Here is a 14,956-nt window from a genome sequence, read left to right on the forward strand (position 1 = left end):
ATTATCAGATATGGTATAGACCGTATCACCAGCTGGCACATCCTCTAATATGTCCCCAACACGGGTTTTGCTATGAGTAGGCTTAGGAAAGCTAAACAGCTCATCAAAGTTTTCGATTTTATCAAAGTAATCTTTATTGAAGCCTACGATAAAAATACGCTCTCTATTCTGTGGCGCGCCAAAGTCCGCAGCCCTTAATACAGCATATCCTACCCAGTAATTTAGCTTGTGAGACAAAGCTTCACGAGCATCTTCACTCATAGGGATATCCTCAGGTATGCTGTCTTTATGCTGTCCTGTTAAAATATCGTAAATTGTTTGGAAGGTTTCCCCTTTCTTATCAGTCCTTAATCGCTTAACGTTTTCTAGTAAAAACATTTTTGGGCGTTTTTCAGCTAAAATTCGCTGAATCTCAAAAAACATGGTACCGCGTGTGTCTTTAAAGCCTTGTTTTAGACCCGCTTGTGAAAATGCTTGGCAAGGAAACCCGGCCAAAAGCAGATCATGATCAGGAATATCTTTGGCTTGAATCTGGGTAATATCCCCACTTGGATACTCTCCATAGTTGGCAAAATAGGTCTTTTGAGCATGTTTGTCGATCTCACTAGTGAAAACACACTTACCACCATGCTTTTGAAACGGCAGACGTATACCGCCAATACCTGCAAACAAATCAATGAAAGTGAAATCACCATCCTTATTACTATGCTCAAAAGGATGGCTATTGTTAAGTGCTTCTAGCTTCGCTAACCTTGTAGCAGAAGGTTTATGCTCACCATTTTCCCAGCCACGAACCGTTCTTTCACCGGCTTCTTTCATGCCTAACAGTAATGCTAACTCTTTTTGAGACACACCCAATGATTTACGTTTTTCAATAACATATTTCTGAAAATCTTTCATATTCGCCTACTTTTAAGTATCCTGTTTTATTCCCGGATACTATCATAAAAAAGCTGTCTTTGGTAAATAAAACCCACTTTTTTAATCTAAGACGTCATCAGCTGACGTATATAGCATGTGTTCATATAGGCTCAAGCAATGAAGTCAGTCAAACTAGAATAAAAACATTAAACTTACATATAAGGCTTCCACTCATAAGAGTTTTTTAATGAAAAATAACAAAGATAAAAAACGTGTTAGAGAAATCACTATTCGAGTGAGTGCTGATGAGTTGGCTGAACTAAAAAAGCGGCAGCAGAGTACAACAATGGCAGGATGGATGCGTGATTTAGGGTTAGGCGTATCGCCAATTAAACAAGCTGATCCTGAATTGGTTCGTGCATTGGGTCGTATTGGCTCAAACCTTAATCAAACCGCAAAACACGCCAATATCAATAAAGAGCTTGATCAGGATGTACTAAAGCAGATTGAGGTAATCAGGGGTTTAATTGGCGAGTTGTTGGATAATAATTTGCGAGGTACGCCATGATCGTCAAATTCTTTAATAGGGGCAAGGGAGCAGGATCAGGACCACTTAATTATCTATTGCTTACTAAGGGTAAGCCTAGAGAGGGCGCAAAGGTGCTGTACGGCGATCCTAAGCTCACTGAGCAACTGATTAATGCCACACCGTATAAGCAAAAATATAAGTCAGGTGTTCTCTCTTTTACCGAAGATGCTACCCAATTTAGTGATGAGCAGAAGAAAGACATCATGCAGCGTTTTGAGGATACGTTATTTACAGGGTTAGAGCCTGACCAGTACGATATTTTATGGGTAGAGCATAGTGATAAAGGCGGTCGACTGGAGCTGAACTTTGTTATTCCTTGTCAAGAGCTAAGAAGCGGTAAGAGTTTGCAGCCATTCTACGCTCAAGCAGATCTAACAAGGGTCAATGCTTTTAAGAACATCATCAATAAAGAGTATGAGTTGACTGACCCTAATGAGCCTGAACGTAAGCGACTGATAAATCCTTATATTAATAATGCGCCACGCCCTACACCGTATGATGCAAAGAAAAAGGAAAACAAGGCTGTTGAAGAAGCTCCAGATACTCACGCTATAAAAGCTGATATTGACCGACAACTGCTAGATAGCTTGAAGGAAGGCTCGCTTAATGACCGTGGCAGTGTGATGTATTTTTTAGAAAGCTTAGGTTTTAAGATAGAACGAGCCGTCAAAAAATCCATCAGTATTTCTCGTCCTGATATGAAAAGAAATATCAGGCTGAAAGGTGCTATCTATGAAGAAGGTTTTCAGGCTTTGAGCCAACGCGCAGAGATTATTGAAAGTATGCAGAGTAAATATGAAAGGTTGAGTGATTCTCGTGGAAACAGAGACTTAATGACATGGGAAAAGGGTATGGAGATAAAGAAGGAGTATCACGGAAAGCTGTATGGTGATATTAAGGCACCTGAACCTCTGAAGCTCAGTGTCCATATCGTAAAGGATACAACAAAATCGATAAAGGAGAAGTCTGTTTTGGATACGTCCTCAAGCAATACCTACTCATATACACCTAATCTATAGAAACACTCTTAAAGCTGCTATTTTTTAATAAGACCATTTAGTTACCCCGAACTCTTATCTATACATATCTTGACTGTATTAGAAAAACGGATATAGTTAACCTAATTATTTTTTAAATTAGAGGCAGATAGATTATGGGTATTTTTGATAGATTTACTAAAGCTGTAACTGATCAGCAAGTACCAAGCAATACGCATGGAGTTATAGAAACTGGTAAGAATAAAAAAACCGGTGGCCACAATCATACTACCAATACAGGTGATGATCGAACACCTGCACAAAAAGCAGGTGATAAAAAAAGGAAAAAAACTGAGTAAGATTAACTAATAAAACCTATAAATTATACCTATATGCAATATGCAATTGAAAAAACAGATGGTCATTTTGAGTATTTTTATTAATCTATAGCTTAGACCTACTCAAATAAAAGAACCCAACACGAATATGCTGGGCTTTTTTATTTAAATAATTAAGTCTTTTGTAAGCCAATAATCAATATTATGAAATATTTATTTGACCATATATCGCCTCTACCAAGCAGCAATCAGATACATTAATAAGACCATTGCCGTACCAAATACTTATGTCATCAGTAACTATGTTTTCAATAGCCTCACTTACAACACAGTACTCTTCAAGCGATAAGTCACCGGTAGTTTTGATCCTAAGTATCAGTACATCTATATTAATATCTTGAGGAATTTGGCTGATAATTTGATTGATTGCTCTTTCTGCTCGTTCTAATTTATCTGTACCCACTGTCGTAGCCTGTATAAACTGAGCAGGCTTCTTAAATTGGAGTGCCTGCCTAATAACATCAAAATCTGTATGAATTAAATTGTCCTTCCTACTCGACATGACTTCAGAAACTTTCATTACTTGTTTCACTTCATCCAGCTTACAGACAATAATACCGTCTACCACATCAAGCTTATCAACACGTTTACCAGTAGTTTGCAGACCAAACAAGAATGCCGCTCCTGTTTTATGTTTTAGGTTGGTCAGTGATTGTACATCCCACTCATCATCAATGAGAAAAAATGCAAACTCAGATAAACAATAATTCTTCATTGATGGCATATATAAATGAGTAATGGGGATACTATCCAACCAAATATCTGTCATCCACGGTGCTATAGTTTTAATATTAAAGTCTTCCAAGTTATCTCTCACATTAAAGATTTATGTTATATAAGTAGTTATTAATAGCTGAAATCAGAAGACTCTCCAAAAAGAGTGCCATTAAAACGTAAGTTAAATAACTATACGCTAAAGTTGAGTAAGATTAATTCTCTTCACCTATAGTTACTATAATTTAGTTGAAGCTACCCCAGCACCACTAGCAATAGATTCAGTTGTAGCCCCAGCTGCAGTAATTACTGCAGTGCCACCTGTCGCTACTGTTGTAACTACAACTGCCGTTATTTTCATAGGGTTGGCTTTTACGAAATCGACTATATCTCCTACTCGATATGCGACATCAGTTAAAAAATCAGTAAATATTCCCATAATTCTTATTTCTAGTTGTTGATTAAAAAATGGTTTCATTACTGCTAGATAAAATTTTTAAAATGATATACCAGTCATTTTGGATATACTGTTTACTATATTCGGATGTAAATCCTTCGATCCATGAAATGGTACTGTCACTAAGCCATTCATTTTAGAATGCATGAAGTGATTATGACTGCCTCTAACTCTTTTTAAAGACCAGCCATGTCGCTTTATACACTTGATAACATCACGTGCTTTCATCGTAAAACCCTCAATTCATATCCTATATAAAAAAGGTGCGTGAGAATTATAATTCTCACGCACCTTTTTCTTAGTTTAGCTCTTTAATAATAGCTCGAGAAATTTCCTCAATAATTACAACTGCTAGAACCTTAAGTATATTTTCCATGACCTTAACCCTCATTTTGTAGTTTTGTTTGTTAAGCTGTTAGGCTTAATTTGAATAATATTCTATTTTAGAAATAATGTCAAACAAGAATTTTGTTAAATATAGAATAATTTATTATATTGACAAAATTACTTTAAGGAAATATAATCGGGTATTTACATAAGGGGTAGTTATATGGCCAATTACATATGGTCTGCACAACTCAATATAGTCACAGGTAGTCTTTTTCGTCATATGAGAACAGCAACAGGGAAAGGGCAGAAGGAGGTTGCCGAAGAAACCTCACAACTAGCCTCAACGATATCTAAACTAGAGTCTGGGGCATCAAATATCACCATAGAACATATCTATTCTTTCTGTACTTTATACAAAGTATCGCTATCTGATTTTGTGGAGCTATTGGAACAAGCAACTGCTGAATTAGATAAACAGAGGGTCCTGCTTTATGTGGATAAGAGTGAGTCTACACAGATAAAAGATAACTCTATTGTAGTTAAAAGTAGAAAAGTAGGTACGAGAACTGTAGTTAATGCGTCTTTTTTTGGACTAGTTAGAAGGTATGAAGAACACGATGTGTATGAAGATATTCCTGAAAGTAAAAATGTTGACGATGAGTTAGAACTGCCCAAACTATCAAGTAAACAAGTGTATTCTATTTTGAAAGATTTTTTAGATAGCTTAACCGTCACTATTAAAATCAAAGACCTTAATAAATCGGATGCTGATGTTAGTTAATTTTTTCGACATGTAAGATAAGGGTTCTCTACAGTGCACACAATTATGACTAAGCAGCTAACTAATGGTATACCCTAAGGGAACCAGTTATTTCACCCTTCAAACCTATTAACAGACCACTTAAAACAGACTGGTATAATGGAACCACTTATAACAGACTATTTTAGGTGTTTATGTTTATCAGAGCGTATTTACGAGCGTCTACCAAAGAACAAGATGCTAAGCGTGCCAAAAGCGAACTCATAGCATTTGCCAAAGATCATGGACACAAAATTGCTGCCTTCTATGTCGAAAATGAATCAGGGGCTATCTTGGTGCGACCAAAGCTTATGCAGCTGATTGAAGATGCTCATAAGGGCGATGTTATCTTAGTTGAGCAGATTGATCGCTTAGCGCGTTTGAACCAAGCTGATTGGGATACGCTCAAAAGAATGCTATCAGAAAAAAAGCTATCTATCGTATCAAAAGAGCTGCCTACCTCCTATATGGCGCTTCAACCTGAAAACAGCACTGAATTTATGAGCAGTATATTGCAGGCCATTAACTCGATGATGCTGGATATGCTCGCTGCTATCGCTCGAAAAGATTATGAAGATCGGCGTAACCGTCAGATGCAAGGTATTGCTCGTGCTAAGGCAGAAGGTAAGTATTCAGGACGTAGGAAGGATATCGAAAAGCGTAAGATCATCGCTAGTCTACTCAAATCAGGTCATAGCTATTCTGATATTCAAAGAATGGCCAAGTGCTCACGGCATCTGATCGCTGATGTGGCCAAGGAAAGACCTGAACTTATCATTGCTCATTAAGTTGTTCTAGTATAAGTAGTTTATTAATTAATTACCCTTTTCAGATTTTTCCTTCGGGGAATACTCATATTTTTATAATTTTGATACACGGCTATATTCACAGTTTGAAATAATCCTTTTATCTGTTGCAAACAAACTGTTTTGTGATATAGCTTTGAACACATGTGAGTGACTTACTATTAATATATTGCTATGATCAACAATACCTTCAATAAAAAACAAGCTAAGGTATATACGTTGTTTAAAATCATAATCATTTTCAATATCAAATAAATTAATATTAATATTATTTTCTTTAGGTCTACCTTCAAGCTTACCAAGAGATCTTTCTCTTAGTAAGCTATTATAAATAATTGGTTTTTTTATATAGTTTGAAATTATTTGCGCAGTTTCTTTAGCTCTTATTAAATCAGAAGATACTATCAAGTCTATATTAAGATCTTTAGCAATAATTGCAAATTTTTCTGCTTGACTTACACCTGTGGGATTAAGAGGTATATCCAAACTACCCATATATAGTTTTTTTAAATTATATTCTGTCTGTCCATGCCTAACAAAATATATCATAGTGTTAAATTACCAAATACTCAAATCGGAAGTTACCTCTATCTCTATTATACTTACAGTTAAGTGCTTTATAGCAATTATCTTTAAAAGATTCCCCCTTCCTATTTACTTCTATGTATAGTTCTGATTCATCCCTACTATCTCTATTTATTTCATCTAAAGCACTTCTTTTCTGATCATCACTTATAATCCCCAGAAAATAATTATACTCTTCAAATATCTTTAGCAAGATAGCATCTTCAGATTTTAGTAGATTAAATGTACGCTCTAAGGGGCTAAAAGATAGTGTTGCTTCTAAATTATCTACATTTTTCTCTTTAGAGTTAGTTCTTTCAACAATAGTTATTGACAGCAATCCAGATAGATAAATTATTTTCCTTGAGAACTTTAGTTTTATACTTCTAACTCCCCAATCTTTATTACCAAAATTTATTTTGTAATGGAAATCCGTAAGCATAGTACGATAGTACCTAGCTATATCGTTTATTATAAATTTAACTTCATTATTATCTATATATATTTCTAATATCTTTTTTCGAATTGTTAGAAATAATTCGTTATTATATAAGTAATCACCCTCAAGAATTAACAACATCCTTCTTGTCAAATCTTTATTTTGCTCATCATTATGATTTAGGAGAAGTAAATCTTTTTCCTGCATTATAGAGTCAACACCGAAAGTTCCAGTAGAACCTGTATCTTTAGTAACGGTTTTTTGTACAGCTTCGGATATTAGTTTTCCTACTCTATTTAGCACATACTCTTTATCTAGATGATCAGGAATTATTATGAAATAATCTAAATCTGATGCTTCGGAAGCCTCTCTTCTAGCGAAAGACCCTGTAGTGACAATACATAATTTTTTAAGGTCTTCATCGTCTTCAAGCTCTTTATCTAAAGCCTCAGTAATATCCTCACGTAATTTTTCTATGTTCGTATTTGAGAATTCAAAAGACTTTAGAATTTCCAACAAATTATTATTTCTTAAGTAATCTTTATATTCATTCATATTTAAATTTCAACTGTATATTAGTGCTTGATTCAAAGCTTTTAAAGCTTGAATCTAAATTATGGAATACTTCTTTTCTTTTCTCTAACTTATATCTGTCATAGGTATTTGAACAACTATAGTCAATATAGTATAATCTATCTGTGTACTCTATAGATTTTGGCAGTCTATCTAAAGAATTAGATTTTAAAAGTTTAAACTCTTTAAATATCTTTTTATGTATTTGATGCCAATTTTTTTCTGACTTAAAGAAATCTGACTCTTTTAATTCTTTATCTAGGTAACTACCAAAATTTATTTCGCCCAATCTATCTGATAAAATACCATGGCTGGTGTTTATTAGGTTTTTATAAGTATAGTTCTTTAAATTCCAAAATTTATCTAAATATGAATTATCCTCTCTTTTAAGAAATACCTGTTTAGCTAACTCTAACCTATCAAAGCTGAAAGATTTAGATAAATATCTAGATGACTTATATATTCCGTCAATAGTATCAATATTAATTGGACTACTAAACAAATCTCCACCATCTTCATCTGATGCTTCTTTATTTAGCAAGCTTAATATAAAGCTAATATCAAAATTATCTTTAATAAAAGTTGATAGTGAATTATTCTTTCCTATTTTACCTTTTATCATGGACTCACCTATTTCATGATGACCATATTTAAATCTATCTACAAAATAGTGTTCTAAACTATGTGAAAGAGGCAAATGCCCTATATCATGTAGTAAAGCTGCTATAAACAAATGGTTTTTTAAATCATCATTATAGCCTCTCTTGCTAGCAACGTAATATGCTAGAATTGCTACATCAATTGAATGATCAGCTCTTGTTCTTTGTTCGTGCAAAAGACCATCAGTGTGGATTGTGTAATCGATAGCTCCCATAAAGCTTATATGATAAAGTCTTCTAAATTCTTTTTTATTTAAAACGTTACAATATAATTCGTTATTATTTAATATACGTTTTTTTAAGCTAAAGAATATATTATCATCTATATTTAAAGAGCTTATACTAGATTTCATTCTCTACTCCCGTTTTGCAGTAAATTATTTGACATATACCCATATAAGTTACTATTTTTTCCAACTAGGTATATCATCAATTAGCACATCCAGACTATTACATATGTACGAGCGAGCATAACTTCAGAGCATGCAATAGCAACGCAACGTGACACGCGTGTCCAGACTACAACATAAAAGGTAGCGTAATTCTCCTATTAACAATAACAGCTGAACAGCAAAGTAGCTCTAGTTTAACATTTATAGAGTTTCAGAAGAATCAGAAACTAATACATCAGAGTATTAAACTATTTAGCTCTCGTTCTGTATCTTCTAAACTATTGGCCTTTCCCATATTCTGTGTAAGTGTTGCTATAAGCTAAATAACAGTTACACAGTTTTTAGGAAAGGATCCTTGAAGCACACTACAATTGTAGCCCACAGCCAAAGACTCCAGTCCTCACTAGGGAACCGAACTTAATAATTCGCAAACTTATCCTCTTGCTCATAACAGACCTTCAACCCAATCTGTACGGCCTCATTAAGATCAGCCCCTTCTTTGACATTATAAGGCACGTTTGAAGCCATACCACCTAGCTTCACGCCATCCACAGCTGATTTATTAAGAGGTGTACCAACATAAGATTCATCAGTGTATCCCTTAGGGTTAAAGTACACCTCACGACCAAAAGCAAGATTTGAGGCACACCCAATCTCACCCTCAGGCACCGTAAACGGATAAGGAGTCGTGTAACTTTCACTCCATGTCTGCTCATTCACTACGATATAGCCTGAACCGTACATCTCATCTTTATTACCTGAACTGCACCCTATAATCGCGATAGACGCGATAGACGCGATCGCAATTAACCACCTGGACATATTGATTCGCATGGTACACCGTCCTTATCACGATCTAGCTTAGTATTTCCGCATTTAAGTGCTAGTTTGGCTTGCTCACAGCTGACCATTTGCGTACAGACACGAGGCAAGCCTTTGCATTGTGAACCACCAGCACCTTTAGCAAACAACGGATGATCTACCTCAACATCGCTATAAAATGGATTGTCAGTGACTGTGACTACTGCATGAGATGACAGGGCAAAGACAGATAACATCATGCCTAAAATAGCTTTCTTCATAACCAAACTCTTTTTAATACTCAGAATAAGAGAAAATTTTTTCTATAAATGGTGATGATACCTTATATTTGTTCAATAAAACGAATGCCATACAGCTAAACCTCTAATTTACATATCAAATTATTTATGATTTGCCTCATAGGTAGGTTAGTGCGATAGTTGTTCACTGAACGTTCTGAACAGTCTTATTGTACAGACACTAAAAACGTACTTGAACACTAGGTGAACAATGATAATATCAGTGACGAAAGCGGCAAAAGAATGGGGCGTATCAAGAACGACGATCTATCAGAAAGTCAATGATGGTGAGCTTTCTAGAACTGCAGACAAGAAAATTGATACTTCGGAAATGCTTCGGGTATTTGGAGAACCTTTGTCCAAAAAACGTACTGAACAATCGCTGAACAGTCTTGATAATACGCAATTGAACAGTCAGACTGTACAGTCTTGTACAGAGCTTGAACACCAATTAGAGCTAGAAAATTTAAAGAATGAACACCTACGGCAGCAGGTCAGAGATCAAAAGCAGTTGATAGAGAATTATCAACAACAGATTGGTCAGCTAAACAAGACGCTGGAGAAAGCTAACGCCAGTATTCACGATTTTGCACAAGTAAAACTGCTAGAGTTCAAAAAATTTGAACCCGACGATGAGTCACAGCCTGAAAAAGAAAACACAATCACACCTCCTATTAAGAAGAAAAGATGGTGGGATTTCTAGGCCATCACAGATTCTGTGTAACTGCTTATAATTCACTAACTAGAAAATAAGCAATGACTAACCAAATTGATCTTAAAAAACCGCCTCATCCTAATCAATAGAAGAGTCCCACTGTTGGTCAGCGACTCTCTCAAGTAAAAAATATTAATAACAACCAAAAATCAATAAGCACCTAAAATGAGATACTTACCGTTATCAAGTTTTGTGAAGTTGTTTTCACGAGCTAGCATAGCTGCAACCTCATTAAAATAATCGGATGATTTCATCAACTCAGATTGTAAGAATTGTAGCAATTCCTCATCGTTTAAATCATGCTCCAAGCTGTCAAACTTTTCTTTCGCATCGGCACTAATGCCAATATCAACATTACGGATCATAGTGATGATTTCGCTAGCATGTTCTTTTACTTCGCTACTGAGCTCATAAACAACACCCGAAGCATCCCACTCTAGGGCATCATTGAAGAGCGGCTCCCAAGCAATAGATACTGGGTCATTACTTTCGCTTTGCACGCGCTTATATTGGCTTAAGATAGCGTTAATCGCTTCTTCGCTAAAATCGCTTACAAGCTCATGCTGCCCAAATTCTGCAATAAAATCCTGCGTATTTAATTCTGATGCATCAGTAGTCATGTCTATAGTCCTTGTAGTTGTAGATAGAAGAAAAATTGGGTCTTTGTCCAAACTTTATGTAAGTGGTGCCATAAGCTAAATTCAATTACACATAATTCAGGATGGTCTCTCTTTTGATCATGGGTTTAGGAAGTTTTAAAACCTAATTTGTCGAGATAAGGAATGTAAAAAGCATGCTTACTTTCATCCAAGAGCTCAGTCTCAATCCGTGAAGCAAATTCCTTGTAGTCCTCACCTTGCTTACCATAGCTGGATAACTCACTCATTCGTGAAAGCTGAGCAGCAAACGAGCCTCTTTGTTTACTAGTCATTTTTATCAAGGTCGGTACATCAGGAGTATCGCTATCTCTCTTTATGTCTATCACTTTCTTAAGCTTAGCTTTTATTTTAAATTTGAATGTAAACGCAACAATTCTACGGCCTTCTTTGTGCTGTTCATAAGTCGCTGTAATATTAGTATTGTCATTAATTTCTTTAATAGCATGGTCTAGGACACGACTCTTGAAATTTCCCATAGTTTTATATTGATGTTCTTCGATTCCCAAACGAGTACGTAAATTTTCAATTGTAATTGGAGGGGTTTTACCCACACTATTCCACTGCATTAAGATTTCAAAAATACGCAATGCGTAGATGCTATTTAGGTCTTTTATTTGTTTTAGCTCGTACTCTGTATATTTCTCACTAAGTCTTGTTATAAGTGGAATAACGTCGTTTCCAAACATAACCTCAACGTATCCACCGCCATCACTATATGAAGCACGTTGTACGAATCTGGACTTATTTATTTTGTCACGTCCTTTTGCATCTTTGTCAGTCCAAACAAACTCGCTTTCATAAAGGCTTTCACAAGCAGACTTTAATGAGCGGTAAGCCGTAGTCTTATCACATTCAAAATGTTTCTCATAATCAGATGCCTTAATACGGTGGACACCTCCAATCTCAGACATACTTCCTTGTTCTCTTGCCTCAATAATAGCTAAGATAATTACACGTTGAGCGACTAGATTAATCGCATAGCCCGACTCAATGAACGCATTAGCCTTGCTCACTATACTAGCTTTAGTCATACAAACCCCATATTTCTATACATATAATTAACCATTGTATATAGATATACATCACCTGTAAATAAGTATATCTATGGGTGTATAAACGTATATCTATGGGTGTATAAACGTATATCTATGGGTGTATAAACGTATATCTATGGGTGTATAAACGTATACTTATATCATCTCCACCAATTGATATTAAAGGGATACAGCCTACATAAAAGCATTTAAAAACATTTAAAAACATTAAAAGCTTTTTTACTATCAATAAGTAATAAAAAAAGAAACATATGAACTAGATTTAAGATTTTGAATTTGCTAGTTGCTCTTGTTTCTTATAGAGATTAACTAAAGGTATTAAGCTCTCAGGTACCTTCATGAATATCTTATAAGCCTTAATTTCCTCATGAGTTATGCCAAGCTCCTCTTTGATTTTGAATCGCAACTTTCTAATAGCTTTACGATGTCTATAACAAATAAAAGCATCTAACAGTAGCTTATAATTATTTAAATCTGCTTTAACAACATTTAGTACATCTTGAGCTGACATATTTCCGAATGGATCTTTATGTGCTGTTAAAAATCCTAATTTCTTGTTATCAACACTCGTACCTAGTAAATCTAATATCTGGGCTGCTCTATATGTATTTATCTGATGGTGAAGCTTTTCTATACTTGGTGTGTGTCCTACTATTTTTTTAAACACATAGTAATCTGTAGGATATCTTTTAGCATCCTCGCTATCAAAATCCAGAATATGGACACCACTAAGATAAGCAATAAATAAATTCTTAGCTACCGATCCCTCGCTCCTTAATGCATTCACACGCATCATGTTTACCTTACGTTTAGAGTACGGAATTTCACTCATAACCCATCCTTACTATGTTCATAGAGCGATAATCATACCTTAATAATCTTATATATACACATTACTTTATCTATATAAGATTGTATATATAGACATATACTTTGGTCATATATAGACATTTGTATTTTATATATAAGCATATGTGTATTTTATATATACACATATAAAATACAGTATATATAGACATATGTATTTAGTGTATAAGACATTTATATTAGTATTTTAAGCCAGCAGTCGTGAAAGGGGGCGATTTCACTATGTTGCATCTACCCCTTTCACGTGCTGTCAAAGGGGTAGACCCCCTTGACCCCCTAACACCTTTATTTCTCTACAAAGTAGCTTCGTATATCAAGATACTATCTGGCTATTTTTATTTTAGAGTTTTCTATGTCTTGTTCTCTTGCATATTCAATTGCTGATTTAGGATTGTACTTACTAGAATCATAAATAATATATATCAGATTATTATTTGATGTTTTTACAAACCCAGTTTTTAAATCACAGCCTTTATAACCATGTTGATTTAAATACTCTTTATGGCTTATCTTCCAGTTTTTTATAATCATATGAGGAAAAGTATGGTCTAGTGGGAAAAGAGGATCTCTTGGGTCTGACGCATCTGTAATGATTCCAATCTCATTAAGATTATTAATATGCTTTTTAAGATCGACAAGCGATATGTTCTCAAGTAATTCCGTTACTTCCGTTTCCGTCATTTTTATTTACCCTGTATAAAATGATTTTTTTAATTGCTGTTTATGTTATTGCAATGCTCAGCTATATATAGATCAATGTAACCAACAAAAATTTATTAATATTGGTTCTAAATGGTTTAATCTGACAGAATACTCTCTTTTAAAATAAGAGAGAGATAACTTGATGCTAGCAAATATTTCAGAAGAAGAATTAAAAATTATCAAGCTTTTCAAAAATAATGTTTACGGTATAGCGCCCGACACTACTGATTTCAACCAGCGCCATGATGGTAAGGCTGGACACTGGCTAGAAAAGCAGATGGGAATAGCGGCAAATGCTAACAACGAACCTGATTTATATGGGTATGAAATGAAAAACTCCACAGGTAAAAAAACCACCTTTGGAGATTGGAGCGCTAGCTATTACATTTTCTCAGACAAGGGCAGTAGTATAGATCGCACACGGTTCATGGAGGTATTTGGCAAGCCTAACGAAAAGAAAGAGGGACGTTTCTCGTGGTCTGGCAGCCCAATACCTAACTTTAACTCTCCATCAACCTATAACGGTTCAGAAATGCTCTTCGACGATGAAGAAAATATAGTAATCGTATACAGTTATTCGAAAGACCCACGTGATACTAAGGCAGAGATTGTTCCGCAAAATTTACAACAAGAAGGGCTTGTCCTTGCACGTTGGGATAGAGATAATTTGAATAGCAAACTAACAAAGAAGTTTGGTCATCACGGTTGGTTTAAATGCAATAAAGACAAAGACGGCTGCTACAACCAAATTGCTTTTGGTGAGCCGATGATCTTTGATAATTGGATTAAACTTGTTGAGCAGGGCGTGGTATTTTTTGATAGTGGCATGTATGTAGGCAATGCGCGTAACTATTCCCAGTGGCGCGCTAATAACAACCACTGGGATTCATTAATTACTCGTACATATCCACCATTTCCAGGAGTTTTAGACAGCATCTCGTAAAGAGACCTGCTTTTGAATAGCTTCGGCTTTATGGAATGTTGACACCATTTGTTCTGCTACCGCTTCGATAACTTTGACACAAACAGAGTTCCCAAACTGCTTATATGCTTGGGTTTTCGATACGGCATCCGTTAAAAACTCCTCGGGAAAGCCTTGTAGTCTTGCGCATTCTCGGGGGGTTAACATTCTTGGGTTCTTCCCAAGCTGTGATTGGTCAATCAAAGCTTCTGAACCATCTTTATAGTAACGTGCGCTAATGGTATTGGTGTACTCACTGTCATGGTTAAATAAGCTGTAACCAAAACCATTACCTTTATTTATGTGCTGGTCTTTCCTCTTTTGATGACCAGCCCATAG

At 35.3% G+C, this 14,956-nt stretch carries 21 protein-coding genes; 7 read left to right on the forward strand and 14 right to left on the reverse strand.

All coding sequences use genetic code 11. The features are described from left to right. The coding region (gene dcm, locus JMW64_RS13405) for a DNA (cytosine-5-)-methyltransferase (protein WP_201555272.1) at positions 1–900 on the reverse strand (900 nt) is incomplete at its 3' end. Positions 901–1,108: 208 nt separating this feature from the next. Between dcm and JMW64_RS13410 the strand changes: the two genes are divergently transcribed. The 3 genes from JMW64_RS13410 (at position 1,109) to JMW64_RS13420 (ending at position 2,786) form a co-directional block, all read left to right on the forward strand. After that, on the forward strand, positions 1,109–1,429 hold the full coding sequence (locus JMW64_RS13410) for a plasmid mobilization protein (RefSeq protein WP_201555273.1): 321 nt from the start codon (positions 1,109–1,111) through the stop codon (positions 1,427–1,429). After that, complete coding sequence (locus JMW64_RS13415; RefSeq protein WP_201555274.1) at positions 1,426–2,469, forward strand: relaxase family protein; 1,044 nt, start codon at positions 1,426–1,428, stop codon at positions 2,467–2,469. The genes JMW64_RS13410 and JMW64_RS13415 overlap by 4 nt, the downstream gene beginning before the upstream one ends. Positions 2,470–2,603: 134 nt before the next feature. Beyond that, positions 2,604–2,786 (forward strand): hypothetical protein, encoded by a 183-nt coding sequence (locus JMW64_RS13420; protein ID WP_201555303.1) that lies wholly within the window; start codon positions 2,604–2,606, stop codon positions 2,784–2,786. 181 nt (positions 2,787–2,967) lie between these two features. Here JMW64_RS13420 and JMW64_RS13425 read toward each other — a convergent pair whose 3' ends face one another. The 3 genes from JMW64_RS13425 to JMW64_RS13435 all read right to left on the reverse strand — a co-directional run bounded on the left by JMW64_RS13425 (position 2,968) and on the right by JMW64_RS13435 (position 4,224). Next, positions 2,968–3,630 carry a hypothetical protein gene (locus JMW64_RS13425; RefSeq protein WP_201555275.1) on the reverse strand — a complete coding sequence of 221 codons (663 nt, stop codon included), beginning with the start codon at positions 3,628–3,630 and terminating at the stop codon, positions 2,968–2,970. Between the two features lie 147 nt (positions 3,631–3,777). Then, entirely contained in the window at positions 3,778–4,017 is a 240-nt protein-coding gene (locus JMW64_RS13430; protein WP_201555277.1) for a hypothetical protein, read from the reverse strand. 18 nt (positions 4,018–4,035) lie between these two features. Beyond that, positions 4,036–4,224 (reverse strand): type II toxin-antitoxin system HicA family toxin, encoded by a 189-nt coding sequence (locus JMW64_RS13435; RefSeq protein WP_201555279.1) that lies wholly within the window; start codon positions 4,222–4,224, stop codon positions 4,036–4,038. 322 nt (positions 4,225–4,546) lie between these two features. On the opposite strand from JMW64_RS13435, the gene JMW64_RS13440 reads away from it, so the two are divergent. Together JMW64_RS13440 and JMW64_RS13445 are read left to right on the forward strand one after the other, a co-directional pair. After that, on the forward strand, positions 4,547–5,107 hold the full coding sequence (locus tag JMW64_RS13440) for a helix-turn-helix domain-containing protein (RefSeq protein WP_201555281.1): 561 nt from the start codon (positions 4,547–4,549) through the stop codon (positions 5,105–5,107). 173 nt (positions 5,108–5,280) lie between these two features. Further along, a complete protein-coding gene (locus JMW64_RS13445) occupies positions 5,281–5,913 on the forward strand; it encodes a recombinase family protein (protein WP_201555283.1) in 633 nt (210 codons plus the stop codon). Between the two features lie 72 nt (positions 5,914–5,985). Here JMW64_RS13445 and JMW64_RS13450 read toward each other — a convergent pair whose 3' ends face one another. From JMW64_RS13450 to JMW64_RS13470, 5 genes are all read right to left on the reverse strand, one after another. Beyond that, positions 5,986–6,480 carry a histidine phosphatase family protein gene (locus JMW64_RS13450; RefSeq protein ID WP_201555285.1) on the reverse strand — a complete coding sequence of 165 codons (495 nt, stop codon included), beginning with the start codon at positions 6,478–6,480 and terminating at the stop codon, positions 5,986–5,988. Between the two features lie 4 nt (positions 6,481–6,484). Further along, positions 6,485–7,489, reverse strand: a complete 1,005-nt coding sequence (locus JMW64_RS13455; RefSeq protein WP_201555287.1) for a nucleotidyltransferase domain-containing protein — start codon at positions 7,487–7,489, stop codon at positions 6,485–6,487. After that, complete coding sequence (locus tag JMW64_RS13460) at positions 7,482–8,519, reverse strand: HD domain-containing protein (RefSeq protein WP_201555289.1); 1,038 nt, start codon at positions 8,517–8,519, stop codon at positions 7,482–7,484. Before JMW64_RS13460 ends, JMW64_RS13455 begins: the two co-directional genes overlap by 8 nt. A gap of 456 nt (positions 8,520–8,975) precedes the next feature. After that, positions 8,976–9,392: a hypothetical protein gene (locus JMW64_RS13465; RefSeq protein WP_227694305.1), complete on the reverse strand. Its 417-nt coding sequence runs from the start codon at positions 9,390–9,392 to the stop codon at positions 8,976–8,978. Continuing rightward, complete coding sequence (locus JMW64_RS13470) at positions 9,365–9,640, reverse strand: excalibur calcium-binding domain-containing protein (protein ID WP_201555292.1); 276 nt, start codon at positions 9,638–9,640, stop codon at positions 9,365–9,367. The genes JMW64_RS13465 and JMW64_RS13470 overlap by 28 nt, the downstream gene beginning before the upstream one ends. A gap of 241 nt (positions 9,641–9,881) precedes the next feature. On the opposite strand from JMW64_RS13470, the gene JMW64_RS13475 reads away from it, so the two are divergent. Then, the gene (locus JMW64_RS13475; RefSeq protein WP_265089825.1) at positions 9,882–10,361 is read left to right on the forward strand and encodes a hypothetical protein; all 480 of its coding nucleotides are present in this window, start codon (positions 9,882–9,884) and stop codon (positions 10,359–10,361) included. Between the two features lie 161 nt (positions 10,362–10,522). Here the strand turns inward: JMW64_RS13475 and JMW64_RS13480 are convergent, their stop codons facing one another. From JMW64_RS13480 to JMW64_RS13495, 4 genes are all read right to left on the reverse strand, one after another. Further along, the gene (locus JMW64_RS13480) at positions 10,523–10,993 is read right to left on the reverse strand and encodes a hypothetical protein (RefSeq protein WP_201555295.1); all 471 of its coding nucleotides are present in this window, start codon (positions 10,991–10,993) and stop codon (positions 10,523–10,525) included. Between the two features lie 125 nt (positions 10,994–11,118). After that, on the reverse strand, positions 11,119–12,063 hold the full coding sequence (gene repM / locus JMW64_RS13485) for a replication initiation protein RepM (protein ID WP_201555296.1): 945 nt from the start codon (positions 12,061–12,063) through the stop codon (positions 11,119–11,121). A gap of 286 nt (positions 12,064–12,349) precedes the next feature. Next, the gene (locus JMW64_RS13490; protein ID WP_201555297.1) at positions 12,350–12,919 is read right to left on the reverse strand and encodes a hypothetical protein; all 570 of its coding nucleotides are present in this window, start codon (positions 12,917–12,919) and stop codon (positions 12,350–12,352) included. A gap of 356 nt (positions 12,920–13,275) precedes the next feature. Then, complete coding sequence (locus JMW64_RS13495) at positions 13,276–13,635, reverse strand: hypothetical protein (protein WP_201555298.1); 360 nt, start codon at positions 13,633–13,635, stop codon at positions 13,276–13,278. Positions 13,636–13,798: 163 nt separating this feature from the next. Between JMW64_RS13495 and JMW64_RS13500 the strand changes: the two genes are divergently transcribed. Further along, positions 13,799–14,599 (forward strand): LlaMI family restriction endonuclease, encoded by an 801-nt coding sequence (locus JMW64_RS13500; protein WP_201555299.1) that lies wholly within the window; start codon positions 13,799–13,801, stop codon positions 14,597–14,599. Here the strand turns inward: JMW64_RS13500 and JMW64_RS13505 are convergent. Continuing rightward, on the reverse strand, positions 14,582–14,956 hold a 375-nt coding region (locus tag JMW64_RS13505), incomplete at its 5' end, for a DNA cytosine methyltransferase (protein WP_201555300.1). The genes JMW64_RS13500 and JMW64_RS13505 overlap by 18 nt on opposite strands.

Origin of the sequence: Psychrobacter immobilis, from assembly GCF_904846065.1 — a bacterium.
Lineage (GTDB): Bacteria > Pseudomonadota > Gammaproteobacteria > Pseudomonadales > Moraxellaceae > Psychrobacter > Psychrobacter immobilis_H.

Bases quoted from the DNA above. Each gene is read 5' to 3' on its own strand.
- JMW64_RS13445 (WP_201555283.1), top strand. From the start codon at position 5,281: ATGTTTATCAGAGCGTATTTACGAGCGTCTACCAAAGAACAAGATGCT.
- JMW64_RS13470 (WP_201555292.1), bottom strand. From the start codon at position 9,640: ATGAAGAAAGCTATTTTAGGCATGATGTTATCTGTCTTTGCCCTGTCA.
- JMW64_RS13465 (WP_227694305.1), bottom strand. From the start codon at position 9,392: ATGCGAATCAATATGTCCAGGTGGTTAATTGCGATCGCGTCTATCGCG.
- JMW64_RS13410 (WP_201555273.1), top strand. From the start codon at position 1,109: ATGAAAAATAACAAAGATAAAAAACGTGTTAGAGAAATCACTATTCGA.
- JMW64_RS13490 (WP_201555297.1), bottom strand. From the start codon at position 12,919: ATGAGTGAAATTCCGTACTCTAAACGTAAGGTAAACATGATGCGTGTG.
- JMW64_RS13495 (WP_201555298.1), bottom strand. From the start codon at position 13,635: ATGACGGAAACGGAAGTAACGGAATTACTTGAGAACATATCGCTTGTC.
- JMW64_RS13415 (WP_201555274.1), top strand. From the start codon at position 1,426: ATGATCGTCAAATTCTTTAATAGGGGCAAGGGAGCAGGATCAGGACCA.
- JMW64_RS13500 (WP_201555299.1), top strand. From the start codon at position 13,799: ATGCTAGCAAATATTTCAGAAGAAGAATTAAAAATTATCAAGCTTTTC.
- JMW64_RS13455 (WP_201555287.1), bottom strand. From the start codon at position 7,489: ATGAATGAATATAAAGATTACTTAAGAAATAATAATTTGTTGGAAATT.
- JMW64_RS13440 (WP_201555281.1), top strand. From the start codon at position 4,547: ATGGCCAATTACATATGGTCTGCACAACTCAATATAGTCACAGGTAGT.
- JMW64_RS13480 (WP_201555295.1), bottom strand. From the start codon at position 10,993: ATGACTACTGATGCATCAGAATTAAATACGCAGGATTTTATTGCAGAA.
- JMW64_RS13450 (WP_201555285.1), bottom strand. From the start codon at position 6,480: ATGATATATTTTGTTAGGCATGGACAGACAGAATATAATTTAAAAAAA.
- JMW64_RS13460 (WP_201555289.1), bottom strand. From the start codon at position 8,519: ATGAAATCTAGTATAAGCTCTTTAAATATAGATGATAATATATTCTTT.
- repM (WP_201555296.1), bottom strand. From the start codon at position 12,063: ATGACTAAAGCTAGTATAGTGAGCAAGGCTAATGCGTTCATTGAGTCG.
- JMW64_RS13430 (WP_201555277.1), bottom strand. From the start codon at position 4,017: ATGAAACCATTTTTTAATCAACAACTAGAAATAAGAATTATGGGAATA.
- JMW64_RS13435 (WP_201555279.1), bottom strand. From the start codon at position 4,224: ATGAAAGCACGTGATGTTATCAAGTGTATAAAGCGACATGGCTGGTCT.
- JMW64_RS13420 (WP_201555303.1), top strand. From the start codon at position 2,604: ATGGGTATTTTTGATAGATTTACTAAAGCTGTAACTGATCAGCAAGTA.